This window comes from Streptomyces sp. NPDC006624, assembly GCF_040611555.1.
Taxonomy (GTDB): domain Bacteria; phylum Actinomycetota; class Actinomycetes; order Streptomycetales; family Streptomycetaceae; genus Streptomyces.
Map to the genome: position 1 here is coordinate 187634 of NZ_JBEXOM010000006.1, position 25192 is coordinate 212825.

Annotated in this window: 23 protein-coding genes and 1 pseudogene; 10 read left to right on the forward strand and 14 right to left on the reverse strand. The window is 73.8% G+C overall.

The genetic code is table 11. The annotated features are described in order from the left end of the window. Nucleotides 1-48: 48 nt before the first annotated feature. Nucleotides 49-1224 (forward strand): helix-turn-helix domain-containing protein, encoded by a 1176-nt coding sequence (locus tag ABZY20_RS13805; RefSeq protein WP_356441168.1) that lies wholly within the window; start codon nucleotides 49-51, stop codon nucleotides 1222-1224. A 514-nt stretch (nucleotides 1225-1738) separates the two neighbouring features. Here ABZY20_RS13805 and ABZY20_RS13810 read toward each other — a convergent pair. From ABZY20_RS13810 to ABZY20_RS13825, 4 genes and pseudogenes are all read right to left on the reverse strand, one after another. Beyond that, on the reverse strand, nucleotides 1739-2227 hold the full coding sequence (locus ABZY20_RS13810) for an ATP-binding protein (protein WP_356441711.1): 489 nt from the start codon (nucleotides 2225-2227) through the stop codon (nucleotides 1739-1741). A gap of 458 nt (nucleotides 2228-2685) precedes the next feature. Then, nucleotides 2686-3212 (reverse strand): annotated as a pseudogene (locus ABZY20_RS13815) (acyl-CoA dehydrogenase family protein); the annotation flags it as partial. A gap of 267 nt (nucleotides 3213-3479) precedes the next feature. Next, entirely contained in the window at nucleotides 3480-3992 is a 513-nt protein-coding gene (locus ABZY20_RS13820; RefSeq protein WP_356441171.1) for an EF-hand domain-containing protein, read from the reverse strand. A 168-nt stretch (nucleotides 3993-4160) separates the two neighbouring features. Beyond that, nucleotides 4161-4541 (reverse strand): STAS domain-containing protein, encoded by a 381-nt coding sequence (locus tag ABZY20_RS13825; protein WP_356441173.1) that lies wholly within the window; start codon nucleotides 4539-4541, stop codon nucleotides 4161-4163. A 363-nt stretch (nucleotides 4542-4904) separates the two neighbouring features. Between ABZY20_RS13825 and ABZY20_RS13830 the strand changes: the two genes are divergently transcribed. Together ABZY20_RS13830 and ABZY20_RS13835 are read left to right on the forward strand one after the other, a co-directional pair. Further along, a complete protein-coding gene (locus ABZY20_RS13830; RefSeq protein ID WP_356441176.1) occupies nucleotides 4905-5486 on the forward strand; it encodes a sigma-70 family RNA polymerase sigma factor in 582 nt (193 codons plus the stop codon). Beyond that, complete coding sequence (locus ABZY20_RS13835) at nucleotides 5483-6829, forward strand: zf-HC2 domain-containing protein (RefSeq protein ID WP_356441179.1); 1347 nt, start codon at nucleotides 5483-5485, stop codon at nucleotides 6827-6829. The genes ABZY20_RS13830 and ABZY20_RS13835 overlap by 4 nt, the downstream gene beginning before the upstream one ends. Before the next feature lie 56 nt (nucleotides 6830-6885). On the opposite strand, the gene purU is transcribed toward ABZY20_RS13835, so the two are convergent. Together purU and ABZY20_RS13845 are read right to left on the reverse strand one after the other, a co-directional pair. Then, nucleotides 6886-7767 (reverse strand): formyltetrahydrofolate deformylase, encoded by an 882-nt coding sequence (purU, locus tag ABZY20_RS13840; protein ID WP_356441182.1) that lies wholly within the window; start codon nucleotides 7765-7767, stop codon nucleotides 6886-6888. Nucleotides 7768-7813: 46 nt separating this feature from the next. Continuing rightward, entirely contained in the window at nucleotides 7814-8314 is a 501-nt protein-coding gene (locus tag ABZY20_RS13845) for a hypothetical protein (protein ID WP_356441185.1), read from the reverse strand. Between the two features lie 117 nt (nucleotides 8315-8431). Between ABZY20_RS13845 and ABZY20_RS13850 the strand changes: the two genes are divergently transcribed. After that, entirely contained in the window at nucleotides 8432-9742 is a 1311-nt protein-coding gene (locus ABZY20_RS13850) for an ABC transporter substrate-binding protein (protein WP_356441188.1), read from the forward strand. 37 nt (nucleotides 9743-9779) lie between these two features. On the opposite strand, the gene ABZY20_RS13855 is transcribed toward ABZY20_RS13850, so the two are convergent. Together ABZY20_RS13855 and ABZY20_RS13860 are read right to left on the reverse strand one after the other, a co-directional pair. Further along, on the reverse strand, nucleotides 9780-11453 hold the full coding sequence (locus tag ABZY20_RS13855) for a hypothetical protein (protein WP_356441191.1): 1674 nt from the start codon (nucleotides 11451-11453) through the stop codon (nucleotides 9780-9782). A gap of 201 nt (nucleotides 11454-11654) precedes the next feature. After that, a complete protein-coding gene (locus ABZY20_RS13860) occupies nucleotides 11655-13040 on the reverse strand; it encodes a transcriptional regulator (protein WP_356441194.1) in 1386 nt (461 codons plus the stop codon). A 307-nt stretch (nucleotides 13041-13347) separates the two neighbouring features. Here ABZY20_RS13860 and ABZY20_RS13865 point away from each other — a divergent pair, with 307 nt between their 5' ends. From ABZY20_RS13865 to ABZY20_RS13875, 3 genes are all read left to right on the forward strand, one after another. Continuing rightward, entirely contained in the window at nucleotides 13348-14010 is a 663-nt protein-coding gene (locus tag ABZY20_RS13865; RefSeq protein WP_356441197.1) for a bifunctional DNA primase/polymerase, read from the forward strand. 489 nt (nucleotides 14011-14499) lie between these two features. Then, nucleotides 14500-15291 (forward strand): ABC transporter ATP-binding protein, encoded by a 792-nt coding sequence (locus ABZY20_RS13870; protein ID WP_356441200.1) that lies wholly within the window; start codon nucleotides 14500-14502, stop codon nucleotides 15289-15291. Then, a complete protein-coding gene (locus tag ABZY20_RS13875) occupies nucleotides 15288-16880 on the forward strand; it encodes a transporter (RefSeq protein WP_356441203.1) in 1593 nt (530 codons plus the stop codon). The genes ABZY20_RS13870 and ABZY20_RS13875 overlap by 4 nt, the downstream gene beginning before the upstream one ends. A gap of 13 nt (nucleotides 16881-16893) precedes the next feature. Here ABZY20_RS13875 and ABZY20_RS13880 read toward each other — a convergent pair whose 3' ends face one another. Both ABZY20_RS13880 and ABZY20_RS13885 read right to left on the reverse strand, forming a co-directional pair. Next, nucleotides 16894-17817: an alpha/beta hydrolase gene (locus tag ABZY20_RS13880; RefSeq protein WP_356441206.1), complete on the reverse strand. Its 924-nt coding sequence runs from the start codon at nucleotides 17815-17817 to the stop codon at nucleotides 16894-16896. A gap of 563 nt (nucleotides 17818-18380) precedes the next feature. Beyond that, entirely contained in the window at nucleotides 18381-19073 is a 693-nt protein-coding gene (locus tag ABZY20_RS13885) for a metal-dependent transcriptional regulator (RefSeq protein ID WP_010035781.1), read from the reverse strand. A gap of 270 nt (nucleotides 19074-19343) precedes the next feature. Between ABZY20_RS13885 and ABZY20_RS13890 the strand changes: the two genes are divergently transcribed. Beyond that, a complete protein-coding gene (locus ABZY20_RS13890; RefSeq protein WP_356441209.1) occupies nucleotides 19344-20099 on the forward strand; it encodes an SIS domain-containing protein in 756 nt (251 codons plus the stop codon). 63 nt (nucleotides 20100-20162) lie between these two features. On the opposite strand, the gene ABZY20_RS13895 is transcribed toward ABZY20_RS13890, so the two are convergent. Together ABZY20_RS13895 and ABZY20_RS13900 are read right to left on the reverse strand one after the other, a co-directional pair. Then, a complete protein-coding gene (locus tag ABZY20_RS13895) occupies nucleotides 20163-21599 on the reverse strand; it encodes a PAS domain-containing protein (RefSeq protein ID WP_356441713.1) in 1437 nt (478 codons plus the stop codon). A gap of 97 nt (nucleotides 21600-21696) precedes the next feature. Next, nucleotides 21697-22104, reverse strand: coding sequence for a RidA family protein (locus tag ABZY20_RS13900; RefSeq protein WP_356441212.1), 408 nt, complete (start codon nucleotides 22102-22104; stop codon nucleotides 21697-21699). Nucleotides 22105-22419: 315 nt separating this feature from the next. Here ABZY20_RS13900 and ABZY20_RS13905 point away from each other — a divergent pair, with 315 nt between their 5' ends. Beyond that, nucleotides 22420-22920 (forward strand): diadenosine tetraphosphate hydrolase, encoded by a 501-nt coding sequence (locus tag ABZY20_RS13905; protein WP_356441215.1) that lies wholly within the window; start codon nucleotides 22420-22422, stop codon nucleotides 22918-22920. A gap of 27 nt (nucleotides 22921-22947) precedes the next feature. Here ABZY20_RS13905 and ABZY20_RS13910 read toward each other — a convergent pair whose 3' ends face one another. After that, nucleotides 22948-24048 carry a citrate synthase 2 gene (locus tag ABZY20_RS13910; protein ID WP_356441218.1) on the reverse strand — a complete coding sequence of 367 codons (1101 nt, stop codon included), beginning with the start codon at nucleotides 24046-24048 and terminating at the stop codon, nucleotides 22948-22950. Nucleotides 24049-24332: 284 nt separating this feature from the next. Here ABZY20_RS13910 and pdxH point away from each other — a divergent pair, with 284 nt between their 5' ends. Continuing rightward, the gene (gene pdxH, locus ABZY20_RS13915) at nucleotides 24333-25001 is read left to right on the forward strand and encodes a pyridoxamine 5'-phosphate oxidase (RefSeq protein ID WP_356441221.1); all 669 of its coding nucleotides are present in this window, start codon (nucleotides 24333-24335) and stop codon (nucleotides 24999-25001) included. A 12-nt stretch (nucleotides 25002-25013) separates the two neighbouring features. Here pdxH and ABZY20_RS13920 read toward each other — a convergent pair whose 3' ends face one another. Beyond that, nucleotides 25014-25157, reverse strand: a complete 144-nt coding sequence (locus ABZY20_RS13920; RefSeq protein ID WP_356441224.1) for a hypothetical protein — start codon at nucleotides 25155-25157, stop codon at nucleotides 25014-25016. Between the last annotated feature and the right edge of the window lie 35 nt (nucleotides 25158-25192).

The following is a 25192-nucleotide window of genomic DNA, read 5'->3' on the forward strand; positions in this document are numbered from 1 at the left end:
CCCTCCGCAGCGAGTGGCCCGAGGGACAGCGTTCGCTAGGATCGGGCCATGCCCTCGGCCCCCGGATCCGGTCCCCGCGCGGACACCGGCCCTCGCCCGCACCGCGTCGTCGTCCTCGCCCTCGACGGGCTGCTGCCCTTCGAACTGGGCATCCCGCACCGCATCTTCGGCCGCCCCCGGGACGACCGGGGCCGGCCGCTGTACGAGGTCGTGACCTGCTCGGTCCGGCCGCCCGGCCCGGTGGAGACGGACGCCGACTTCGCCGTCCACGTGCCGCACGGCCCGGAGGCCCTGGCCACCGCCGACACGGTGATCGTCCCGGCGTCGTACGCGCTCGGTCCCGTCTACGACGAGGGCGTGCTGACCGAGGAGCTCGCCGCCGCCCTCGCCCGCATCAGGCCCGGCACCCGGCTGGCCTCCATCTGCAACGGCGTGCACGTCCTGGCCGCCGCCGGCTACCTCGACGGCCGCCCCGCCACCACGCACTGGGCGGACGCCGACCATCTGCAGCGGCTGTTCCCGCGGGTGAAGGTCGACCCGGACGTGCTGTTCATCGACGACGGCGACGTGCTGACCTCGGCGGGCGTGGCGGCCGGGATCGACCTGTGCCTGCACATGGTGCGCCGCGACCACGGCGCCGCCGTCGCCAACGACGTGGCCCGGCGCACGGTCGTGCCGCCCCACCGCGACGGCGGCCAGGCGCAGTACATCGCGCGGCCGGTGCCCGATCCGCAGCAGTCGTCCACCACCACGGCCCGCGCCTGGGCCCTGGGCCGTCTGCACGAGCCGATCCAGCTGCGCGACATGGCCGCCCAGGAGGCCATGTCGGTACGCACGTTCACGCGCCGCTTCCGTGAGGAGACCGGCGTCAGCCCCGGCCAGTGGCTCACCCGGCAGCGCGTCGAACGGGCCCGGCACCTGCTGGAGTCCACCGACCGCTCCGTCGACCAGGTGGCCCGGGACGCGGGCTTCGGCACGGCCCAGTCGATGCGCCAGCACCTCCAGGCGGCGCTCGGTGTCACACCGAGCGCCTACCGGCGCACCTTCCGGGCGGAGTCGGGCCCGGCGGAACCGGCGGAACCGGCTGAACCGGCTGAACCGGCTGAACCGGCGGGACCGGCTGCACCGGCTGCACCGGCTGACCCGGCTGACCCGGCTGACCCGGCTGACCCGGCTGACCCGGCTGAAGGGGAACGCCGCCCGGCCGCGCCCGCCGGGGCGTGATCCCGGGCCCGGGCGACACCCCTCCTCCGAAGGCACGTCGCGGGGACGGAACCGGAATCTCGAAAAGTTGTCCACAGCCTGTGGATGGATCGGCCGCTGCACGTGCGGTGGCCCCGCACTCGCCCTACCGGGCCGGCGAGCTGGATGGCGGCGCCGCGCTGCTCGCCCCGAGCACGGCAGCGCGCGCCGCCACCCGACTCCGGCGCTCCCGCCCCGGCTTCCCCGCCCTGAGGGAAGCCGACGCCGAATCACGACTCGCACTCGCCGAGGGCCGCCGGCTCCGGGGCCCTCGCCGTCCCCTCGCGGCGAATCGCTGCCTCCAGCGTGAACACACGGTCACGAGGCGTCAACGCCCGTTCGGTGACTTGTGACTTATGCGGCTTTTGCCGCAGGCGCGCACGGAAGCACGTCCCGGCGCACCGCCACACGCCCTGACGGGCGCGGCAGGCCCGCCGTGCATCCGTGCCCCGCGCCGCCGCACCTCCGTGCGGCATGTGCCACCGCAGCCGGTGCCCTACACCGCCTCGTACGCCGCCAGGCCGTCGAACGCGGCTCCGCCGGCCCCGCCGTACGCCACCGCGCCGCCCCCGCACGACGCCGTACGGTCACGGGAGTTGGCGCACCGGTCCAGTTCGCACCAGATGCGCTTGCCGGTGGCCTCCACGCTCCAGCCCCAGCGGTCGGCGAGGCCGTCCACGAGGGCGAGCCCCCGGCCGCCGGTCGCCTCGTCGCCGGCGCACCGGGGCACAGGGGCCCGGCCGCTGTGGTCGGCGACCTCGAGACGGACGGTGACCTCCTCCGTCACCGCGGGCGGCAGGGACAGCCGCAGCACGGCGGGACGGCCGGTGTGGACGACGGCGTTGGTGACGAGCTCCGACACGAGCAGGACCAGCGTCTCGGCGAGCGGCTCATCGGCCTGTATACCCGAACCGGCCAGGCGGGAGCGGGCCCACCGCCGGGCACGCCCCACCTCTGCGGGGTCGGGCCGGATCTCCAGCTGCACTTGAAGCACCTGCACCGCTCACACCATCCGAACCGGCGGACACTTAGGCTCGCGCCTCACGAGGGCCACGATCGTAGCCATTTTCTGCATGGCCAGAACAACGGCCGGGACAAGGATCACGGAACGTGAATCCCTTGTGGGACAGCATGGTTGACGTACAGTCACCCCAACAAGCGCTTCGGGCATATTCCAGCGCGAAGGAGTACCCGTGCGGCATACTGTGCGACGCTCACCACAGGCAGTCGAACAGGCGGCGCCACTGGGTCGCACTGCGCTCAGAGCCACTCGCATCTGACACAAGGTACCGGAGCGGACCCTCGACTCCAGGCCGTAACGAGTCACACAGTGGACACAAGCCGATCTCAACGCTCCGTGATCACGCCGTGCCACGATCCGCGACATCTTTCCGGCTCCACCGGGCGACACCCCAGCCAGGCGGCGGTTCGGGCCACGCGGGGCAGCAGGGCGACCGCGAGCAACTCCTCACTCTCCGTCACATAGCCCGCACGGTGGGTTCGAACCCGTGCGCGCTTCGGAGGGAGACGGACCTCGGAGTCCCAGGTGAAGCCCATGCTCCCGGGCACCGCGCACGGCGGCCTCGTCGGCGAGCAGCCGCGCGGCGGCGGCGTCGGCCGGGTCGGTGGTGACGTCGGCCGGGTCGGCGGTGACCGCGGTGACGGCGGCCGCGTACGCCGCCGCGCGGGCCGTCTCGGTGCGCACCGGCACGCCCGCACACAGGTGCGCGACGGCCTGGAACGCCACGACGGGCCGGCCGAACTGTTCGCGCACCCGGGCGTGTTGCACGGTCGGCTTCACGACGCGGGCGGCCGGGCCGGGTCATTCGGCGGTGGTGAGCAGAGGGCGACGGGGTGGCGTACGGGCCACGGCCCCGGCAGCAGCGCCCGCCCTGCCTCTCGCACATCAACACGGCTGCGGGCAACTCCAGTCCGGCGCCGCCGTCCGCCTCCGGCAGCCGCAGGGAGAAACCGTGTCCGGACGCCGGACGCCGCGGGGGGGGAGGGACCACCCGGTGGGCTTCAACTCGCCTGCGAGGAGCCGGGGGTGGGCCGGGCGCAGTCGGGTCCGGTCGGCAGGCCTGCCCGGGCTCGGCAGAGAGGCAGGCCCGGCCCTCCGGGCCGGCCCGCGGCGGGGTCCATGCCCGCCCGGCGGGGCGTGTGCCCGCGCACGCCGAGCACACGCACACCTGCCAGAGCCTGCCCGAGCGCGGTCCGCTCGGGCCCGGCGCAGCCGTCTACTCGGGCACCGTGAAGTAGCGCGCGAAGGCCGGTACGGCCTCCGCTTCGCCCACTTTGCCGTCGCCGTCCGCGTCGAGTGCGGCGGCGGCCTCGCCCGCGATCTCCTCGGGGACGCCGAGGCACTTCAGTACGCGGGCGGCCTCCTCGACCGTCGCGGTGCCGTCCCCGCCGGAGCCGGCGACGCCCAGCGCCGCGTGCAGGAAGGGGCGGGCGATCTCGGCGAAGCGGTCGGGGTTGTCCCGCAGGCGCTTGACCGCTCCGTTGACGAACTCCTCGCGCGTGATGCGCTGGTCGCCGTCGCGGTCGGCGATCCCCGCCATGCCCTGCCAGAACGCCTCGGCGCCGATGTACAGCGCCTGTCCCTTGTCCGACCGGGCCGTCACGGCGAACTCCCCGAGCAGCGCCTTGGCCGCTCCGTAGAAGTCCTCGCGGTCGATGTAGCCGTTGCCGTCCTGGTCGAAGGTGGCGAACCGGTCGGCGATCTTGCGCTCGTACTCGCTGCTGACCATGTCTGTTTCGGGCCGCCTTACGTCGGGTGGGGTGCGTCTCGGTCGGAGCGTACGACGGACGGAACGGTTCGGGCGCGGGAAAACGTCACTTGTGCCAAGACCGGGGGAATTCCGGGACAACGACGTGGCGGAACGGCGACAGCGGTCCCACGGTGCGTCACCGTGACGTCACGCGGACAGGGGTTCACCCTCGTCGCCCAGGGCCGCGTCCACATCCGCGTACACGTCGAACAGCCTGCGCACGCCCAGCGCGCCGAGGACCCGGTTGACGTGGGACCCGTCGGCCGCGCCCCTCGCGGGCAGCACCAGCCGGAGCCGCCCCTGGCAGGAGCGGATCAGACGGCGGGCGGCGATCAGCACGCCGACGCCGCTGGAGTCGCAGAAGAACACCTCGGACAGGTCGAGGACGAGACAGTGGTGCCCTTCGGCCACCACGTCGTGCACACGCTGACGCAGCACCGGCGACGTCACCAGGTCCAGTTCGCCCGACACCCGGAGCACGGCCCACTCGCCCTGCTCCCCGCCGGTCACTTTGAAGGTCACCACCACGCCCCTCGCTCGCCAGAACGGAAGCAGTCCCTACGCTTCCTTGCAGCGCGGCTGCCCAGCGGGCGTTTCCCCGAAACGCGACCCCAAAAACGAATCCCCCGCAGAACAGGCTGGTTTTAGTCGACTTCGATCCTGTTCGATCCCGTTCAGTCAGGTCTGATCGAAGGGCCGAGGGGTAGGCGCGTCACCGGAGGTATCCGCCGGGGAGACCGGCCGGCCCCTACCACCTGCGGCCGGTCAGGGGGCGCACATTGCCATAAAGGGGCGTGCGCCACCGGACGTGCCGACTACATTCGAGGAGACGTGAGGCACAGGCTGGACAGGACGCGGGCGCGGGACACGAGCAGGGGGTGAGGGAGCCGCATGGCGAAAAGAGACGTACCGCCGCGCTGGGACCGCAAGATGCAGCAGCGCCTGGCCCGCGGGGAGGCCGCCGCCCTCGGTGAGCTCTACGACCGGTTCGCCTCCCTCGTGCACGGCCTCGCCCACCGCGTCCTCGGCGAAGAACACGCCGCCGACGCCATCACCCGCGAGGTCTTCGTCCACGCCTGGGAGCACCCCGACGCCTACGACCCCAGGCAGGGCCCGCTGCGCTCCTGGCTGGCCACGCTGACCCACCGGCTCGCGGTGCAGCGGCTGCGCGTCACGGAGACCGCCGCGCTCGCCCGCGAGGGCTCCGGCACCGCCGAGGACCTGGAGCGGCGGGTGCGCGGCGCCGCCGTCGCCGCCCGCGCCGACTACATCGTCCAGTCCATGCCGGCCCCGCTGCGCTCGGCCCTGGAGCGGGCCTACTTCCAGCGCCGCGACTACCGCCAGACCGCCCTCGACCTCGGCATCACGGAGGACGAGGCCCGCCGCCGCCTGCGCCTGGGCCTGCAGTTGCTCTCCACCGCCCACGACACCCGGGCCCCGGGCGCACCGCCCGGATACGGGGGTGCGGCGTGACCGGGCCGGACCGCTCCGAGGCGTACGACGATCACGAGGGGGAGGGCGGCGACCGCGGGGAGCGGGACGGCGCCGACACCCCCTCGAACGCGGCTGATCCAGGCACGGAAGGTGTTCCTGAAGAACCGGGCAGACCACCGCGGATCCCCCTGCCCCGGGCCTCCGTCGAGGACGGCGGACTGCCGCTGCCCGCACCGGCGGACCTCGGCGGCACACCCCCGGCACCGGCACCGCCCGTCTTCGGGCACGCCGTGCTGAAGTCCCTCATCGGCGCCTGGGCGCTGGCCGCCTGCTCGGCCGAGGAGGCCACCGCCGTCGAGGAGCACCTCGGCGAGTGCGGGGCGTGCGCCGACGAGGCGCGGCGGCTGCGCGAGGCGGTCGGGCTGCTGCAGCGCCCCGAGAGCCTCGACCTGGACCCGGGACTGCGCACGCGCGTGCTGGAGAGCTGCCTTGAGCGGCGCCCGCCGCGCATCCCGGTGCCGGACTGGGCCGCCGCGTACGACGCCGAGACCGCGCGCCTGGACGCCCTGCTGCAGGACTTCGGCGACGCCGAGTGGCACGCACCGGTCCGGCTGCGCTGGTTCCGGGACGAGGAGCCGACGACCCGCCGGACCACCGTCGCCGGGGTCATCGCCCATCTGCTCAGCGTGGACGGGCTGGTGGCGGTCGCGCTCGGCCTGGACGACCCGCTGGGCGAGGTCCCGCCGCGGCGCCCGACCCCGGCGGCCCGCACCGAGGCGTACTGGCGCGCCTCCCACGTCCCGCCCACCCGCGCCGTATGGGCGCCCTGGCGGGAACAGAGCCACAACCTGGTGCGCACGGTGTCCTTCACCGGCGGCGCGGGCACGCTGCCGATCCCGTACGGGGACTTCGAACTGCCCCTGCACGACGCGATGCTCGACCGGGCCTTCGAGTGCTGGGTGCACGCCGAGGACATCGCGGACGCGGTCGACTACCCCTACGACCCGCCCTCGCCGCGCCACCTGCACCGCATGATCGACCTGGCGGCCCGCATGCTCCCGATGGCCCTGGCGCACCGCCGCCGGTCCGGCCTCGCGGCCCCCGCCCACCACCGCCATCTGGTGGCGGCGGGCGAACCGGGCCGCAGCCTCCGTCTGGAGATCGAGGGCTCGGGCGGCGGCGAGTGGCTGATCCCCCTGGACTCCCCCGCGGCCAAGGGCTCCGTCGAGCACGAGGTGGCGCACGTGGCCCTGGACGGCGTCGAGTTCTGCCGCCTGGCCGCCGGCCACGTCCCTCCCCAGGAGGCGGCGGCGGGCCAGGTCGGCGACAGAGAGGCGATCAGGGACGTCCTCTTCGCGGCGGCGTCACTGAGCAGAATGTAGGAGCCGGCCGCGGGGAAACGCCCCCAGGGGCGCCGCGCACCGGAACGCCCCGGCTCCTACGCGAACACCACGGTCCGCCGCCCGTTGAGCAGGATCCTCCGCTCGGCGTGCCACTTCACGGCCCGCGCCAGCGCCTGGCACTCCACGTCCCGCCCGATCGCCACCAGCTGGTCCGGCGTGACGTCGTGCCCGACGCGCTCGACCTCCTGCTCGATGATCGGTCCCTCGTCGAGGTCGGCGGTCACGTAGTGCGCGGTCGCCCCGATCAGCTTCACGCCCCGCGCGTGCGCCTGGTGGTACGGCTTCGCGCCCTTGAAGCTCGGCAGGAACGAGTGGTGGATGTTGATGATCCGTCCGCTCAGCTGCTTGCACAGGTCGTCCGAGAGGACCTGCATGTAGCGGGCCAGCACGACCAGCTCCACGCCCTCCTCGCGCACGATCTCCAGCAGCCGCGCCTCGGCCTCGGGCTTGGTGTCCCTCGTCACCGGGATGTGGTGGAAGGGGATGTTGTAGGACGCCACGAGCTCGGCGAAGTCCGTGTGGTTGGAGACCACGCCCGCGATCTCCACCGGCAGCGCGCCGATCCGCGCCCGGAACAGCAGGTCGTTCAGGCAGTGCCCGAACCTGCTGACCATCAGCAGGATGCGCATCTTCTCGTCGCCGCGGTTGATCTGCCAGTCCATCTGGAAGGAGTCACCGATCGCCGCGAAGCTCGCGCGCAGCTTCTCCACCGTCACCGGCGCGTCCGCCGAGAAGTGGACCCGCATGAAGAACAGTCCCGTGTCGTGGTCGCCGAACTGCTGGCTGTCCTCGATGTTGCAGCCGGTCATGAACAGGTAGCTCGACACGGCGTGCACGATGCCCTTCCTGTCCGGGCAGGAGAGGGTGAGGACGTACTGGTCCGGCGGGGCCGCGGCGCTGGTGGACTGCTCGTTCATGCAGGACAGGTTCCCACAAGCGGCCGCGGCCCCGGCAACCGTCCCGCTAGGCGGACCTCGTCAGGATCCGCAGCACCTCCAGGCTGCGCGGCGGGGCGTCCGGCTCCTCGCCGTCGCTCGTGGCGAGGAGCACATGCGCCTCCCGGGCCGCCCGGACCGCCTCCGGCCACGCCTCGTGCTCGAGGTAGGCGGCGACCGGCGCGTCCGGCCCGACCTGGTGCATGATCCGCAGCACCCGCAGCACGGCGGTGTCGACGAGGGCCGCCTCCTGCGCGTCACGGAAGATCGTGCCGACGTACTTCTCGGCGGACCAGTGGTCCAGCCAGGTGTCCTCCACCAGCCGGTAGACCGCGTCGGTCACATCCCCGTAGCCGTCCACGCCGGCCAGCCAGACGTCCCGCTGGAAGACGGGATCGGAGAGCATGTGCAGCGCCGAGCGCACGTTGCTGCGCCAGCGCCACCACGGCATGTCGTTGACAGGCATGCCGCCCATGGTGGATGAGCGACGGCCACGTCGGGAAGAGTTCTCCGAAGCTTGCACGGTCATCGATCGTACGTTCCCCTCCAGATCGGTCACACCGGCCCCCGCAATTCACCTGTGCGTCACCCATCGTTGACCGGAGGTCACTCACCGGTTAGCCGTGTGACGGAATCGTGCGGAACCATGACCGGCAGGCGACACACTCGCAGCACATTCCTCCCCGGCCTCCTCACCCGTCACGCCAGAAAAGGCGCCCTGACGGCGGGAGCGGCGATCGCGAGCGTCTCGCTGCTCGCCGGCTGCGGGGTCGTCCCCGGTGCCACGGGGGGCGCCGGGGACGCCCCGATCACCGTGATGACGTGGGCGCCGGAGAAGACCAAGGCCACCAACAAGCCCGGCATGCCCGCCTTCGCCCGCGCCTACGCCCGCTGGGTCAACGCCCGCGGGGGCATCAACGGCCGCAAGCTGAACGTGCTCACCTGCAACGACCACAACGACAGCGTGGCCGCCGCGAAGTGCGCACGCCGGGCAGCCAAGGAGAACGTGGTCGCGGTCGTCGGATCCTACAGCCAGTACGCCGACTCCTTCTTCCCGTCCCTGGAGAGCGCGGGCATCCCCTACATCGGCGGCTACGGCATCACCAACGCCGAGTTCACCAGCCCCCTGTCCTACCCGGTCAACGGCGGCCAGCCCGCGCTGCTCGCCGGGCTGGGCAGCGCGCTGGCCGACTGCGGGCCGGTCGCGCTGGTCCGGCCCGACACCATCGCGGGCGACCAGCTGCCGCCGCTGCTCGACTCGGGCCTGAAGGCCGGCGGGCACGAGGCGTCGCGGGACGAGCGGGCCGCGGAGGACGCCTCCGAGTACGACGGCCAGGCCGAGCGCGCGCTGCGGGCCACGACCGGCGGCGCCGGGGACGAGGGGTGTGTGGTGCCCGCGCTCGGCGACCGCACCGGCACCTTCATGGACTCCTTCCGGCGGGCCCGGCAGGACTACCCGGACGTCCGCACGGCCACGGTGCTCGGCAGCGTCGACCAGACGGTGATCGACGCGACCGGCGGGGCGTCGGGGCCGTACGAGGGCTCGTACATCACCGGCTGGTACCCGGTGGCGAGCGACCCGCGCTGGGACGCGATGAAGCGGGTGATCCGCGAGGAGGCCTTCGGCGACAACCGCATCGACCCCGCGGACGCCGGCGTGCAGACGACGTGGATCGCCTACACGGTGTTCCACCAGGCCGTCGAGTCCCTCGGCGACGCGGAGGTGACCGCCGACTCGCTGACGCAGGTCCTCGACGACGGCCTGCGCATCGGCACGGGCGGGCTCACGCCGACGCTGCGGTGGCAGTTCCAGGACAAGCTCGCCTCGGTCGGCTTCCCGCGGCTGGTCAACGCGAACGTCACCCTCCAGGTGGTGCGGGACGGGCGCCTGGTGTCGGCGCGCAAGGGCTTCGTCGACACGACGAGGACCCTGCAGGACGCAGACGTGACCTACTGAGCGCCCGGCGCGGAACTCCGCGTCCGGGCCGCCCCGGTCACAGCTGCGTCGGCTGGCGCTCGGTCAGGCCGTAGGTCCGCGCGATGCCGTTCCACAGCTTCGCCGCCTTGGCCTTCTCGGTGGTCGCGACGCCGCTGGCGCGGTTGCCCGCCTGGGTCTGGCCGGTGACGCGGGCCTGGCCCTTCCTGCAGCCCTTCTTGCCGGCGGTCTGGTCGGCCCAGGCGGCGTAGTGGTCGTCGGCCGAGGCCGAGGCCTGCCAGGCCTTGGTGAGGGCGGTGGTCAGCGCGGCGTGGTCCGGCAGCTCGTCGACCTCGATCCCGCCGAGCCGGGTGACCAGCTGGTTGCGCTGCTTGGCCGCTTCCCGCAGGTCCTTGGCGGCCTGGGCGAGGTTGTCGCATCGCTTGACGTCGGCCACCGCGTTGATCACGGTGCTGCGGCTGTCGCCGCTGTCGGCGAGCAGCTTGTCCAGCTCGACCGCCTGGGCGCGGGCCGGGTCGGCGGAGGGGGAGGCGGAGTCCTGCGTGGCGGGTGCGGAGGCGGCCACCGTCTTCTTGTCGCCGCTGTCGTCGTCGCCCCCGCCGCCCGCGAGCAGCGCGCCGGCGCCGACGCCGAGGACCGCGATCCCGACGCCGACGGCCGCGATGAGGGGCACACGCGAGCCGGTACGGCCGCCGCGCCCGCGTCCCCCGGCGGGCGGGGCGTGGGAGGTCCGGGGAGCGGCGTACGCGGGCTGGGGCTCCTCGACGCGGGGCAACTGCTGCGTGGCCCCGGCGGGGCCGCCGGGGCCCTGCTCGCTGCGGAAGAGGTGGCCGAAGTCGTCGGGCGGCTGCTGGTCCGCGCCCGGCACCGGCGCCATGAACTGCGTCGCCTCGGCGTCCGGGTTCCCGGCGGCGTGGTGCGAGGCGGGCGGCAGCGGCCCGGCCTGCCCGGCCCGCGGACCGGTGCCCAGGAACCGGGTGGCCTCGGGGTCCTCGCCGGCGGACGACTCGGGCGGCAGCGCACCGGGGTTCACGGGGGGTATGTACTGCGTCGCGCCCTCGTCGGCGGCGGGGGCGACGGGCGGCAGGTACTGGGTGGCCGCGGCGGCGGTGTCCGGCGCGACCGGGGGTATGTACTGCGTCGCCCCCTCGTCGGCGGCGGGCGGGGGTGCGTACGGTCCGGCGGGGTGGCCGTACGCGTCGGAGGCCTGCGGCAGCGGGCCCGCCCCGGCCGGGGCGCCGTAGGTCCCCGCTCCTTCCGGGGGCAGCGGGGAGCCGCCGCCCTGAGCGCCGTACCCGCCGTGACCGGCGGACGGCTGCGCGTCGTACCCGCCGTGACCGGTGGACGGCTGCGCGCCGTACCCGCCGGAGGTTCCCGCGGGTGGGGCGCCGTACGGGTCCGGGTGCCCGGCGCCCTCCGGGGGGAGCGCTCCCGGTGCCTGCCGGCGGGCGTCCCACTGCTGCTGCTCCGGCGTGCCCCACTGCTGCTGCTGCGGCGGGGACTGCCAGCTCTGGCCCGGCTGGGGCGGAGCCTGCTGGTCCGGGCCCCAGGGCCGGTCCCAGGTCTGGCCCTCGGCGGGGGCCGAGGGCTGGGCGGGGCGGCGGGCCTCGGGGGCGTCGCCGGGTCCGCCCGCCATGCCCGGCAGCAGGGGTTCGCCACCGTCGGAGGGCAGCACGATGCCTTCGCGCGCGGGGCGCGCCGAGGGCTCCTCGCCCTGTCCACTCTGCGTCACCGGGACTCCTACTAATGGGGGACCTTGTGAATCGTCGGGTCACGCTACCGGGTCCCCGGAGCCCGGTGCCACGCAGCACAGGACCTGACGTCCGGCCCTGTGAGCGCGGTAACACCCCCGGGTCACGGCACGCCGCCTTCCTCACCTCCTGTGCGCCGGGCGGCCGTTTCCCTCGTGTTCACGCAAGGGCGGAGCGTCTGTTCACGCGGCGGCCTGCAGGTCCAGCCGCGCCCCGAACTCCCTCACCACCGCCTCGTCCTGATACGGCTCCAGCCGCTGCTGGAAGTCCTCCAGGTACTCGGCGCCCCGGTTGGAGCGCAGACCCTCCAGCAGTTCGACGGCCTTCATGCCCGTGTGGCACGCCTCTTCGACCTCGCGCTGCTGCACCTGCGCCGTGGCGAGCAGCACATAGCCGATGGCCCGGCGCCGCGCCCGTGTCGCGGGATGCCCGGCGAGGGACTCCTGCGCGCACCGCGCCGCCGCGTCGGCCTGCCCCAGGTCCCGGTGGCAGTGCGCCAACTCGTCGGCGAGATAGGCCTCGTCGAAGTGCGCGATCCACACCGGGTCGTCCCCGGCGGCGGGGTCGGCCGCCTCCAGGGCGCTCACCGCGCGTCCCGCCGCGCACTGGGCGGCGCGCACGTCGCCCATGAGGGCGTGCCCGCGCGCCTCCGCCGCCAGGAACATGGACTCCGCACGCGGGGTCACGCGCCCTCGCGCCCCCTCCTGCGCCGCCCGCGCCAACTGCGCGATCTCCCGCGGGTTTCCGAGCTGCGCGGCGAGGTGGCTCATGGAGGCGGCCAGCACATAGCCGCCGTAGCCGCGGTCCCCGGCCGCCTGCGCGAGCCGCAGCGCCTGGATGTAGTAGCGCTGCGCCAGCCCCGGCTGCCCGGTGTCGACGGCCATGTACCCGGCGAGTTCCGTCAGCCGCGCCACCGCCGCGAACAGGTCCCGGCCCACCGCCTCCCGGTACGACCCGGCCAGCAGCCCGGAGACCACGCTGTTGAGGTAGTGCACGACGACGGGACGCACGTGCCCGCTGCCGTACTGGTGGTCCAGGTCCACGAGCGCCTGCGTCATGGCCCGCACCGCCTGCACGTCGGACTGCCCCACCCGGGGACCCGCCGAGCGCGACACCTGCGGGTCCGGCGCGGAGATCAGCCAGTCGCGGCTGGGCTCGACCAGCGCGGACGCGGCGACCGAGGAGCCGGACAGGAAGTCCCGCCGTCCCACGTCGCTGCGCCACAGCTCGCAGACCTGCTCGATGGCCCCCAGGACCGTCGGCGAGAACTGCAGGCCCACGCCGGAGGCGAGGTTCTTGCCGTTGGCCATGCCGATCTCGTCGATCGTGACCGTACGGCCGAGTTTGCGGCCCAGCGCCTCGGCGATGATCGCCGGGGCCCGGCCCCGCGGCTGCTGCCCGCGCAGCCAGCGCGCCACCGACGTCTTGTCGTAGCGCAGGTCGAGGCCGTGTTCGGCCCCGCACATGTTGACGCGACGGGCGAGGCCGGCGTTGGAACATCCGGCTTCCTGGATGAGCGCCTGGAGCCGTTCGTTCGGCTGCCGGGCGACGAGCGGCCTTGCGGCCATGGCGTACCCCCTGTGGCTGCGGTGCCTGCCCACACACCGAGTTGACGTGTCTTCCGCGGCCGGACCCCCTCGCGTCCCGGCGACGGGATCCGGCCGTGAAGATCAATGCCCCGCCGACCAGGCGAAAATGCGAGGCATGTGAGGATTGCCGGGGTTACGGCTGCTGCCGGCCCCCCTCCTGGCTACCCAGCCCCGGCCCCGGATCCTCCTGCGCGCCCCCGCACATGCACCCATGCGCCCCGGCCACCTGGCCGGTGCTCCTCCCCGCGCACGTCGGAGGGCGTAACCCCTGGTGACAACCGGAGTTGTGTTCATCGTGGAAGAGACGATCGCCGGCCCCGAAGCCGCTCAGATCCCGAAGCAGCGCGGGGAAACGCTGCTGGACACCGCCGTCCGCTACGCCGAGGAGCGCCACTGGGACGTCTTCCCCGGCACCTGGCTCGAAGCGGTCGCCGGAAGGCAGCGCTGCTCCTGCGGTGACGCGGCGTGTCCGGCACCCGGGGCGCACCCGGCGCGTCCGGACTGGGCGACGCAGGCGACGGGCAGCGCGACGGTCGCACGGCGGATGTGGCAGAAGCATCCGGTGGCGTCGATCCTGCTGCCCACGGGACGGACCTTCGACGCGATCTCCGTGCCCGAGACGGCGGGGTTCCTGGCGCTCGCGCGCATGGAGCGGATGGAGCTGACGCTGGGGCCGGTGACGCTCACGCCGGACCGGCGGATGGAGTTCTTCGTGCTGCCGGGGGCCTCGGTGAAGGTGCCGGAGATGGTGCGCAAGCTCGGGTGGTCGGTGGCGTCGCTGGATCTGACGGTGCTGGGCGAGGGTGCGTATGTGGCTGCGCCGCCCACGCGGTTCGGGTCGCGGGGGGCCGTGCAGTGGGCCTGCCGGCCGACTCCGGCGAATCGGTGGCTGCCGGACGCGGAGGAGTTGATCTCGCCGTTGGCCTATGCGTGTGGGCGGGACCGGTAACGCCGTCTCGTCTGCCTGGTCGCCGATTCGCGGCGGCTGCGGGTCCGTCGTGGCCGAGCGCGCCGTTCCCCGCGCCCCTTCGGGGCACACCTGCGCGTGCGGGTGGGATCGACAGCGCCCATCCGTCTGCCCGGTCGCCGATGCGCGGCGGCTGCGGGTCCGTCGTGGCCGAGCGCGCCGTTCCCCGCGCCCCTTCGGGGCACACCTATGCGTGCGGGTGGGATCGACAGCGCCCTTCCGTCTGCCTGGTCGCCGATGCGCGGCGGCTGCGGGCCCGTCGTGGCCGAGCGCGCCGTTCCCCGCGCCCTCGGATGCGAGGCGACGGAGATGGTTGAGCCGGTCTCGCCGTTGGCCTGTGCGTGCGGGTGGGATCGGTGAGCGCCCTCTCGTCTGCCCGGTTGCGGTTCCGTGGCGGCCGCGGGCTGCGTTCGGTTGCTCGCGCCGTTCCCCGCGCCCCTTGAGGTCCGCTTCTCCACCGTAGGGTTCGGGGTGACGGAGGGAGTCGCGGTGGGACACAGTGCTGTGCGGGTGCGGGGGCTCTGGAAGCGGTTCGGGGAGCAGGTCGCCGTCGCCGGGGTCGATCTCGATCTGCCCGCGGGCCGGTTCATCGGGCTCGTCGGGCCGAACGGGGCCGGGAAGACCACCACGTTGTCCATGGTGACCGGGCTGCTCAGACCCGACCAGGGGACCGTCGAGGTGGTCGGGCACGACGTGTGGCGCGACCCCGTCGAGGTGAAGGCCCGCATCGGCGTGCTGCCCGAGGGGCTGCGGCTGTTCGAGCGGCTGTCCGGGCGGGAACTGCTCGCCTACACCGGGCGGTTGCGCGGACTGCCCGGCGCCGAGGTCGACAGACGGGCCACGCAACTCCTCGACGTCCTCGACCTGGCCGGCGCCCAGCACAAGCTCGTCGTCGACTACTCGACCGGCATGCGCAAGAAGATCGGCTTGGCCACCGCTCTCCTCCACAATCCCGAAGTGCTCTTCCTGGACGAGCCGTTCGAGGGCGTCGACCCCGTCTCCGCCCAGACCATCCGGGGCGTGCTGGAGCGGTACACCGCCTCCGGCGCCACCGTGGTGTTCTCCTCGCACGTCATGGAGCTGGTCGAGTCGCTGTGCGACTGGGTCGCGGTGCTGGCCGCCGGGCGGATCCGGGCCACCGGCACCCTCGCCGAGGTGCGCGGGGACGCGCCCTCGCTGCAGCAGGCGTTCCTCGAACTCGTCGGCGCGCGGGGCCGGGACGCCGGGTCCGACCTGGACTGGCTGGGCGGCGGATCGCGGTGAGCGCCCCCGCGATCACCCCCGTCTTCGTACGGCTGAAGCTGTCGCTGCTGCGCAACGGGCTGCGGCGGTCCGGCGGCCGGAAGGCCGCCTACGTCGCGTCGGCCGTCGGCGCCCTGCTGCTGGCCGTGCTCCAGACGCTCGGCCTGGTCGCGCTGCGCGGGCACGCGCACGTCGAGTCGCTGGCCGTGCTGGCGGTGGCGGTGCTGGGCCTCGGCTGGGCCGTGATGCCGCTGTTCTTCCCCGGCGGGGACGAGACGCTCGACGCCACCCGGCTGGTGATGCTGCCGCTGCGGCCCCGGCCGCTGGTCCGGGCCCTGCTCGCTGCCTCGCTGGTCGGCATCGGGCCGCTGTTCACGCTGTGCCTGCTGGCCGGTTCGGTGCTCGCGGTGGCCCGGGGCGCGGCGGCGTTCGCGGTGGGTGTCCTCGCGGTCGCCCTGGCGCTGCTGGTGTGCGTGGCCGTGGCACGGGCCGTCGCCGCGGCCAACGTACGGCTGCTGACCAGCCGCAAGGGGCGGGACCTCGCGGTGCTGAGCGGGCTGGTCGTCGCGATCGGCGCGCAGATCGTCAACTTCGGTGTCCAGCGGCTCGGTTCCTCGGGGCTGGGCGAGCTGGCCCCGCTCGGGGACGTGCTGATGTGGGTGCCGCCCGCCTCGGCCGTCGGCGCCGTGCACGCCGTCGGCGAGGGGGCGTACGGCGTCGCCGCCGCGCAACTGGCGCTGACCGCCGCGGCGCTGGCGGTGGCGCTCGCGGTGTGGTCGCGGCACCTGACCCGGCTGATGACCGCGCCCGACGGATCCACCCTGGCCGGCACCGAGTCGGCCGCCCGTGAGCGCAGGGCCTCCGGGCTCGCCCGGCTGCTGCCCCCGGGCCGCACGGGCACGGTCATGGAGCGCGGCCTGCGCTATGTGTGGCGCGACCCGAAGCTCAAGGCGGCCTGGGTGACCTCGCTGGCCATCGGTCTGATCGTGCCGGTGTTCAACGCCTGGCAGGGCACCGGGTCGGTGTACTTCGCGTGCTTCGCCGCCGGGATGCTCGGCATCCAGATGTACAACCAGTTCGGGCAGGACGGCTCCGCGTTCTGGATGGTCGCGATGACGATCTCCTCGACCCGGGACGCCTGCGCCGAGCTGCGCGCGCGGGCGTACGCCCTGCTGCTGATCACGCTGCCGTACGCCGCGCTCGTGACGGTCGTGACGACCGCGATGCTCGGCGACTGGCGGCGGCTGCCCGAGGCGCTCGGGCTGTCCTTCGCGCTGCTCGGCGCGATGCTCGCCACCGGGGCGTGGACGTCGGCCCGGTTCCCGTACTCCATCCCGCAGGAGGGCTACAAGAACGTCGCCCCCGGGCAGACCGGGCTCGCCTGGATCTCGGTCTTCGGCGGGATGATGGCCGCCGCCCTGCTGTGCGCGCCCGTCATCGCGCTCACGATCTGGCTGAACCTGAGCGCCGGCGGCGCCCGCCTCGCGTGGCTGCTGCTGCCCGTGGGGACCGGCTACGGGGCGGTGCTGACGGTGGCGGGGCTGCGGCTGGCCGCCCCGCGCACCGCCCGGCGGCTGCCGGAGATCCTCGGGGCGGTCAGCAAGGGGTGAGGCGGGCGGCGCCTCAGCCGTGGTCGAGCGAGTCCAGGAACGGTTCGATGGCCGCGCGCCAGGCCTCCGGCTGGTCGTAGTGCACGAGGTGGCCGGCGTCGGCGACCTCGGCGTACTGGCCGCGGGGCAGGACGCGGACCATCTCCTGGGCCTCGGCGCGGCCCAGTTCGCCGTCCAGACCGCGCACGACCAGGGCGGGGCACCGGACCTGCGCCAGTTCCTCCCAGTGCGCGTCGTACACCCAGGTCTCGCGGGAGCGCAGCATCTGCTCCGGGTCGAAGACCGGGCGCCAGCCGTCCGGGGACTCGGCCATCACCTCGGCGTAGAACTCGCCGCGGGACGGATTGGGCCGCTCCACCCAGGGGTCGTCCTCGCCGAACCACTTGCGGACGTCGGCGAGCGTGGCGAAGGGCAGCGGCCAGGACTTGAACCACTGGTCCCACTCGCGCTGCGAGGCGGCGCCGAGCGCGGAGGCCCGCATGTCGCAGATGATCAGCCCGCGGACCAGGTCGGGGCGCCGGGCGGCGAGCTGCCAGGACGTCAGGGCGCCCATGGCGTGGCCGATGAGCACGACCGGGGCGAGACCGAGCTGTTCGAGGGCGGACTCGGCGTCGTCGACGTAGGCGTCGCGCGTGAAGGCGCCCTGCGGGGGCTTGTCGCTGCGGCCGTGGCCGCGCTGGTCGAGGGCGACCGCGCGGTACCGGCCGGAGAGCCACCGGGCGGTGGGCGCCCAGTGCGAGGCGCGGCCCATGAGCCCGTGCAGTAACAGCACGCCGGGGGATCCGTCCGGTGCGGCGGGAGCGCCGGGCGCGTCCTCGGCCTGCCGCGCCGGTGCGTCGTGCGCCGCGTGCGCCGGATCGGGCTTGGGCGGGTCGCCGAACTCCCAGGCCGCGAGGCGTACGCCGCCCGTCCCGGTCACGTCGATGCGTCGCGCCATGTCCTGGCACCCCCCAAGCTTCGCGCGGACCGCGGCCGCTGCGGCCGGTCGGTCCTGTGATCCGTGTGCTGCCGGCTGTGCCTGTCGTGCTGTGTCCGCAGACTATCGAATGCGCTTTCGAAGATGCCGTTCTCGCCCGCAACACCCCTCGTTCGAGTGACCGCTCTCGGGGATTGATCGCCGTCGCCGCGGGGAGATCTTCAGCGGGGGGCGGACCGCTCGGGGAAACCGGTCCGCGGGGAATGACCCTGAGAGCTCGGGGCTCCGGGTCAGCACAGGGGAGGACAGGCCCCGGCGCCGCACGGCGCCGGGGCCCTCGACATCCGAACGGCACATCCTCCCGCCCCCTCCCCGGCCGGGCGGCATCGCTGCCGAGCCACGGCCCAGAGCCCCTCAGGTCATATGCCTCACGCGACAGCGTCGCACGGGAAGCCCTTGAGCGCTGCCATTCGACGGACTGGACCCCGCACGCGGTACGGATCACGCCAATGCCGCAAGCGCCCCTTCCGGAGCGGCAGTTGCCACCGGCGCGCGGTGACCGGCCCGGCCGGTCCGGCCGCGGCTCAGGGCTTGGCCACGAACACGTGCGAGGCGACGTCCGACTCCAGCTCGGCCGCCTCGCCGCCGCTGCCCACCAGCACACCGCCCGCCGACTCCGTCACGCTCACCACCGAGCCGGGCTGCACGCCCGCCCGCCGCAGCGTGTACATCAGCTGCGCGTCCGTCTGGATCGGCTCACCGATGCGGCGCACCACGACCGTCTTGCCCTCGGCGCCCGGGTCGAGGCTGGCCAGCGACACCATGCCCTCGTCCAGGAACGGGTCGGCCCCGTCCTTCTCGCCGAGCTCCTCCAGACCCGGGATCGGGTTCCCGTACGGCGACTCCGTCGGGTGGCGCAGCAGCTCCAGCACGCGGCGCTCCACGGCCTCGCTCATCACGTGCTCCCAGCGGCACGCCTCGGCGTGGACCTGCTCCCACTCCAGACCGATCACGTCGACCAGCAGGCACTCGGCGAGGCGGTGCTTGCGCATCACGCGCGTGGCCAGCCGGCGCCCCTCGTCCGTGAGCTCCAGATGCCGGTCGCTGGCCACGGACACCAGGCCGTCCCGCTCCATCCGGGCCACGGTCTGGCTGACCGTCGGCCCGCTCTGGTCGAGCCGCTCGGCGATACGGGCGCGCATGGGGACCACACCCTCTTCCTCCAGCTCGAGGATGGTGCGGAGATACATCTCCGTGGTGTCGATCAGTCCGGACATACGTGCCCCTCGATGAGATCTGCCGGAGGCTGGACGGCTCACCGGCGCGTGCGCTGGCCCTGCACTCAATTCTGCCGGATACCACCGACAACCGTGCCGTCGGCGGAAGGGCGCGGGATCGCACGCCTCCGGAGAAGAGTACGGACCTTTCCCTCACCCCCTTTCCGGCGCTCGGGGCGCGACGCGCACGGCCGTATTGACACCGCACTGGTCCAGACCGCACCGTGATGCGCGGCACACGCCGCCGAGAGAAGCCCGAGGGGACCCCGTATGAGCGACCGCACGCCGGCCGGCCAGTTCCTCGACGCCGCGATCGAGCTGCTGCGGCGGGTGCGCGACGAGGAGGCCGACAGCATCGCGGCGGCCGGCGCGCTCCTCGCCGACACCGTCGCCGACGGCGGCCGTCTCTTCGCCTTCGGGGCCGGGCACTCCTCCCTCGCCGCGCAGGACCTCGTCTACCGGGCCGGCGGTCTGGCCCTGATGAACCTGCTCGCCGTGCCGGGCGTGGTCGGCGTCGACGTCATGCCCGCGCCCCTCGGCTCCGCCCTGGAACGCGTCGACGGCCTGGCGAGCGCCGTCCTCGACAGCTCCCCGCTGCGCGCGGGAGACGCGCTGCTGATCATCTCCCTGTCGGGGCGCAACGCCCTCCCCGTGGAGATGGCCCTGAGCGCCCGCGCGCTCGGCGTCAAGGTCATCGGCGTGACCTCGGTGGCGTACGCCTCGGAGACGACGTCCCGGCACAGCTCGGGCACGTACCTCAAGGACCACTGCGACCTCGTGCTGGACTCCAAGATCGCCGTCGGGGACGCGGAACTCACCCACGACAAGGTCCCCGCCCCCTTCGCCCCGGCGTCCACGGTCGTCACCTCGGCGCTCCTCCAGGCCGTGATGGCCACGACCGCAGCGACCCTCGCCGACCGGGGCGTCGAACCGCCGCTGCTGCGCTCCGGGAACGTCGACGGCGGGCACGACTGGAACGCCCGCGTGATGGAGCGGTACGGCGACCGGATCTTCTACCGGTACTGAGCCGGAGCCCGGCCGGGGCTCCTCACCCTCCGTCCCACCGGCGCTGACGGGCCCCCGCCGCAGTCACTGCCCGTCCGGCAGCCCCGCCAGGTCCAGCGCCGCGGCGATGCGCACCGCCACGTCCTCCGCGTACACCGCGTCGGACCGCTCGAACGCGCTGCGGCCGGCCCCCCGCAGGAACGTCACCACGCCCAGCGTCCGGCCCCGGCTGCGCAGCACCGCGCACAGCGCGTGCACCGCGTCCGGCGGCCACTGCCGGGCCAGCGCCCACACGCGCGCCTCCTCCGGCCGCACCTGCCCCGCGCTCGCCCGCAGCGCCCCGACCCGCTCCACGCACTGCAGGGCCGGATGCCCCTCCGGATAGCGCACGGGCAGACCCGACCCGCCGGCCGGACCGCTGGGCCCCGGCGCACCGGCGGGCGTCGCCGCCACCCGCACCAGCCGCACCGCCTGCCCGGCCTCCCCGTCCACCGGCGCACCGCCGGTCACCCGGTCGATCAGCGCGTGGTCCGCGAACCCGGCCAGGGCGAAGTCCAGGTGCACCGTCGCCGCCTCCGCCGGGTCCTCGCACTCCGCGGCCGCCCGCGACGCCCGGTGCAACTGCTGCATCCGGAACCGCAGCAGCGACGCCTCCTGCTCGGCCTGCTTCGCCTCGGTCACGTCCTGGAACAGCCAGCCCACGCCCAGCGGCACCGGCTCCTCCGCCAGCGGCGACGCCAGCCGCAGGAAGCCGCTGCGCCAGCACCGGCGCCGCTCCCCCTCCGGCGTGCGCACGCTCACCCACACCTCGGCCGGCGCGGGCGGCGCGCCCTCCGCCAGCACGTGCTGCAGCGCGGACTCCAGCTCCTCCACACCCTGCGACAGCAGCTCCCCGAGCGGCCGTCCCAGCACCGACGTACGCCCCAGGCCCAGCGCCCGTGCCGCGTGCGCGTTGACCACGGCCGGGCGCAGGTCCACGTCCACCAGCACGACACCCCAGCCGGCGTCCTCGAACAGCGCCTCGCTGAGCGCGATCGACCGCTCCAGGTCGATCTGCGCGTGCACCTCGCTGAACGCGCAGTAGACACCGGCCGGCTTGCCGTCGGGTCCCCGCACGGCCGCCGACTGCGTCCGCACCAGCACCCGCCCGCCGTCCTTCGTCAGCAGCGCGAACTCGTGCACCTGCCGGCCCGGGGCCCGCATCGCCGACAGCAGCCGTCCCTCGACCTCCTCGGCGTCCGCGCTGCGCACGGCCCACCCGGCCAGTCCCCGGCGGCCCACCGCCTCCTCGGGGCTCCAGCCCAGGATCCGCTCGGCCTCGCGGTTCCAGTGCGTGACGACCCCGTCGGCGTCGAAGGCGCAGAGCGCCGCGTCCATGCCGTCGAGCAGCGCGGCCAGCAGATCCGAACCGTCCGAACCGTCCCGGCCGGGTTCGTCCGGCCCCAGCTCGTCGGTGGTCCCACTACGCCGGGAAGCACTCACCTGGACCCCCTGCAGGCTGTGTCCGCACGCACGGCACATCGGTTCGCCGCGTGCGTTCATTCAACTGGAACGTGACTCAGCGCACACCGAGTTCCCACACCATGGACAGAATCGTTGTACGCGGGCAATCCCCACGTCAACGCCCCGGGGCCGCGCCGCTCCCCCGGCGGGCCTCCACCTCCATCTCGATCCGCATCCGCGGGTCCGCCAGCCCGCACACCATCATGGTCGCGGCCGGCAGCACCTCGCCGAAGCACTCCCGCAGCACCGGCCAGCACGGCTCGAAGTCCTCCCGCTCCGGCAGCAGGTAGCGCACCCGCACCACGTCCGCGAACGACGCCCCCGCCTCCGCCAGCGCCGCCCCCACGTTCCGCAGGCACTGCCGGGCCTGCTCCACCACGTCCTCGGAGATCGTCATGTCGGTGTAGTCGAACCCCGTCGTCCCCGACACGTGGACCCGGTCGCCGTCCACCACGGCCCGGGCGTACCCGATCCGCTCCTCGAACACCGAACCGCTGAGAATCGCCCGCCGCTGCTCCGTCATGGGCCGAACGCTAGACCGGCACCGCCGGTTTCCGGAGGAAAAACAGTTGAGCGACCGGCGGGGGGCTCCCTAGGCTGGCAAGCACTTCAGAAGGGAGGTGGTTCGGCAGATGTATGCATACCGGACGGAAGAGGTGGCTGCGGGCTAGCGGCCCGTCACCACGCTCAGTGCGGTGCCGGACCAGCGCGTGATCGAAGCGCGCAGCCGGCCCAATCCCAGGCAGTCACCCGACCCGCGAGTCGCCGGTACGTCCGGCCGGCTCCTCCCCAGGAGGAACCAGACTCGCGGGTCGTCTGCGTCTCCGGGGGGATTTCGGTGGGTGGATGGCGTGACGACCGGGTCGGCAGCGCCCTGCGGGGTGAGAACCCGACGGTGCTGCGCCGGCTGGACGCCGGGTTCGCGGTGATCGGCGACGTCCAGTTCCTGCCCGGCTACGCGGTGCTCCTGACCGACGACCCCGCGGTGCGGCGGCTGTCGGAGCTGCCGCGGAGCCGCCGTCTGGCGTTCCTGGCCGACATGGACCGCCTCGGGGAGGCCGTCGAGCGGGCGTGCCGCCGGGTGGAGTCCGGGTTCCGGCGGGTCAACCTGGAGATCCTGGGCAACACCGACGGGTTCCTGCACGCGCACGTGTGGCCGCGCTACGGCTGGGAGCCGGAGGATCTCGTACGGCGGCCCGTGTGGGTCTACCCGCGGGCGATGTGGAGCGAGGCGCGGTACGCCCTCGGGCCGCGGCACGAGCCGTTGCGGGAGGCCCTCGGCGAGGAGCTGGACCGGCTCGGGGGTGAGACGCGGGCGGCCCCACCCGGGGGCGGGTGAGGCCGTGGCGTGGTGAGGCGAAAGGGGTCAGTGGGCGATGTCCTCGTAGCCCTCGATCTCGCGCGGGTCGCGGCTGCCCGGGCCCGTGTAGCGGGCCGAGGGGCGGACCAGGCGGCCCGTGCGCTTCTGCTCCAGGATGTGGGCCGACCACCCGGCCGTCCGGGCGCAGGTGAACATGGACGTGAACATGTGCGCGGGCACCTCGGCGAAGTCCAGGACGATCGCCGCCCAGAACTCGACGTTGGTGGCGAGGACGCGGTCGGGGCGGCGGGCGTGCAGCTCCGCCAGGGCCGCCTTCTCCAGGGCCTCGGCGACCTCGAAGCGGGGCGCTCCCAGCTCGCGGGCGGTGCGGCGCAGGACCCGGGCGCGGGGGTCCTCGGCGCGGTAGACGCGGTGGCCGAAGCCCATCAGGCGCTCGCCCTTGTCGAGGGTCCTCTTGACGTACGCCTCGGCGTCGCCGGTGCGCTCGATCTCCTCGATCATGTGCAGCACCCGGGAGGGGGCGCCGCCGTGGAGGGGGCCCGACATGGCGCCCACCGCTCCCGACAGGGCCGCCGCCACGTCCGCGCCGGTCGAGGCGATGACCCGGGCGGTGAACGTGGAGGCGTTCATGCCGTGCTCGGCGGCGCTCGTCCAGTAAGCGTCCACCGCCGCCACGTGCTTGGGGTCCGGCTCGCCCCGCCAGCGGATCATGAAGCGTTCGACGACGGAGTGGGCCTTGTCGATCTCACGCTGCGGCACCATGGGCAGGCCCTGGCCGCGGGCCGACTGGGCGACGTAGGACAGGGCCATGACGGCCGCCCGGGCCAGGTCGTCGCGGGCCTCCTCGGCATCGATGTCCAGGAGCGGTTTCATGCCCCACACCGGCGCCAGCATCGCCAGGGCGGACTGCACGTCGACGCGGATGTCGCCGGAGTGGACGGGGATGGGGAACGGCTCGGCGGGCGGCAGGCCGGGGTTGAAGGCGCCGTCGACGAGCAGGCCCCAGACGTTGCCGAACGAGACGTGGCCGACGAGGTCCTCGATGTCGACGCCCCGGTACCGGAGTGCGCCGCCCTCCTTGTCCGGTTCGGCGATCTCCGTCTCGAACGCGATGACTCCCTCGAGCCCGGGTACGAAGTCGGACATCAGGCGGCTCCTCGTGAGGTAAGTGACAGATGGTGTTGTGGGGTGGGACGTACGAACCATGTGTCGGTCGGCTTGCGCGGCGGGCGGCCGTCCACTGCGATCCACGGTCGTGTGCGGCGACTCGCGGTCCCGGACGGCTGCCCCTGTGATGCCCCGTACGGCTGGCGGTCACCCAACCGGAACGGCACGGAAACGATATCCCCGAGTGCCACCCTTGGGGAGAGTTCACGGCACTCAGTGCCACTCAGTGACGAAGGACACCGTCCGTACGGCAAGATGACCGGGTGACCGACCGCGACGCCGCCCCCTTCGACCTGGCCTCCATGCGCAAGCACTACCGGGCCGAGGGTCTCTCCGACAACGAGCTGGCCGCCACGCCCGTCGAGCAGTTCGCGCGCTGGTTCAAGCAGGCCGCGACCGACGGCGGGCTGTTCGAGCCGAACGCCATGATCGTGTCGACGGCCGACGCCGAGGGACGGCCCAGCTCCCGCACGGTGCTGCTGAAGCACTTCGACGAGCACGGCTTCGTCTTCTACACGAACTACGACTCCCGCAAGGCGCGCGACCTCGCGGAGAACCCGTACATCTCGCTGCTCTTCCCGTGGCATGGGATGGCCCGGCAGGTCATCGTGACCGGGGTCGCGCGGCGGACCGGCCGGGACGAGACGGCGGCGTACTTCCGCACCCGGCCGCACGGCTCCCAGCTGGGGGCGTGGGCCAGCGCCCAGTCGTCCGTGATCTCCACGCGCGCCGACCTCGACGTGGCGTACGCCGAGCTGGCCGAGCGCTACCCCGAGGGCGAGCAGGTGCCGGTGCCGCCGCACTGGGGCGGCTTCCGCGTGGCGCCGCAGGCGGTGGAGTTCTGGCAGGGCCGCGAGAACCGCCTGCACGACCGGCTGCGCTACGTGGAGCAGCACGACGGCAGCTGGCGGGTGGAGCGGCTCAGTCCGTGACGGGACCGGGCCTCAGACCTTCCCCCACACGTACGCCGTCCGATGACCGCCGAGCAGGGCGGTCAGGCGAGCGCGGAAGCCGTCGGTGAGCTCGGGCCGGTTCCAGAGCCCGCTCTCGCCGTCCAGGGGCGTCGACGACCGTCTGGAAGTGATCACCCATGGCGGAACCGTAGCCGCCGGCCCGGACGGGG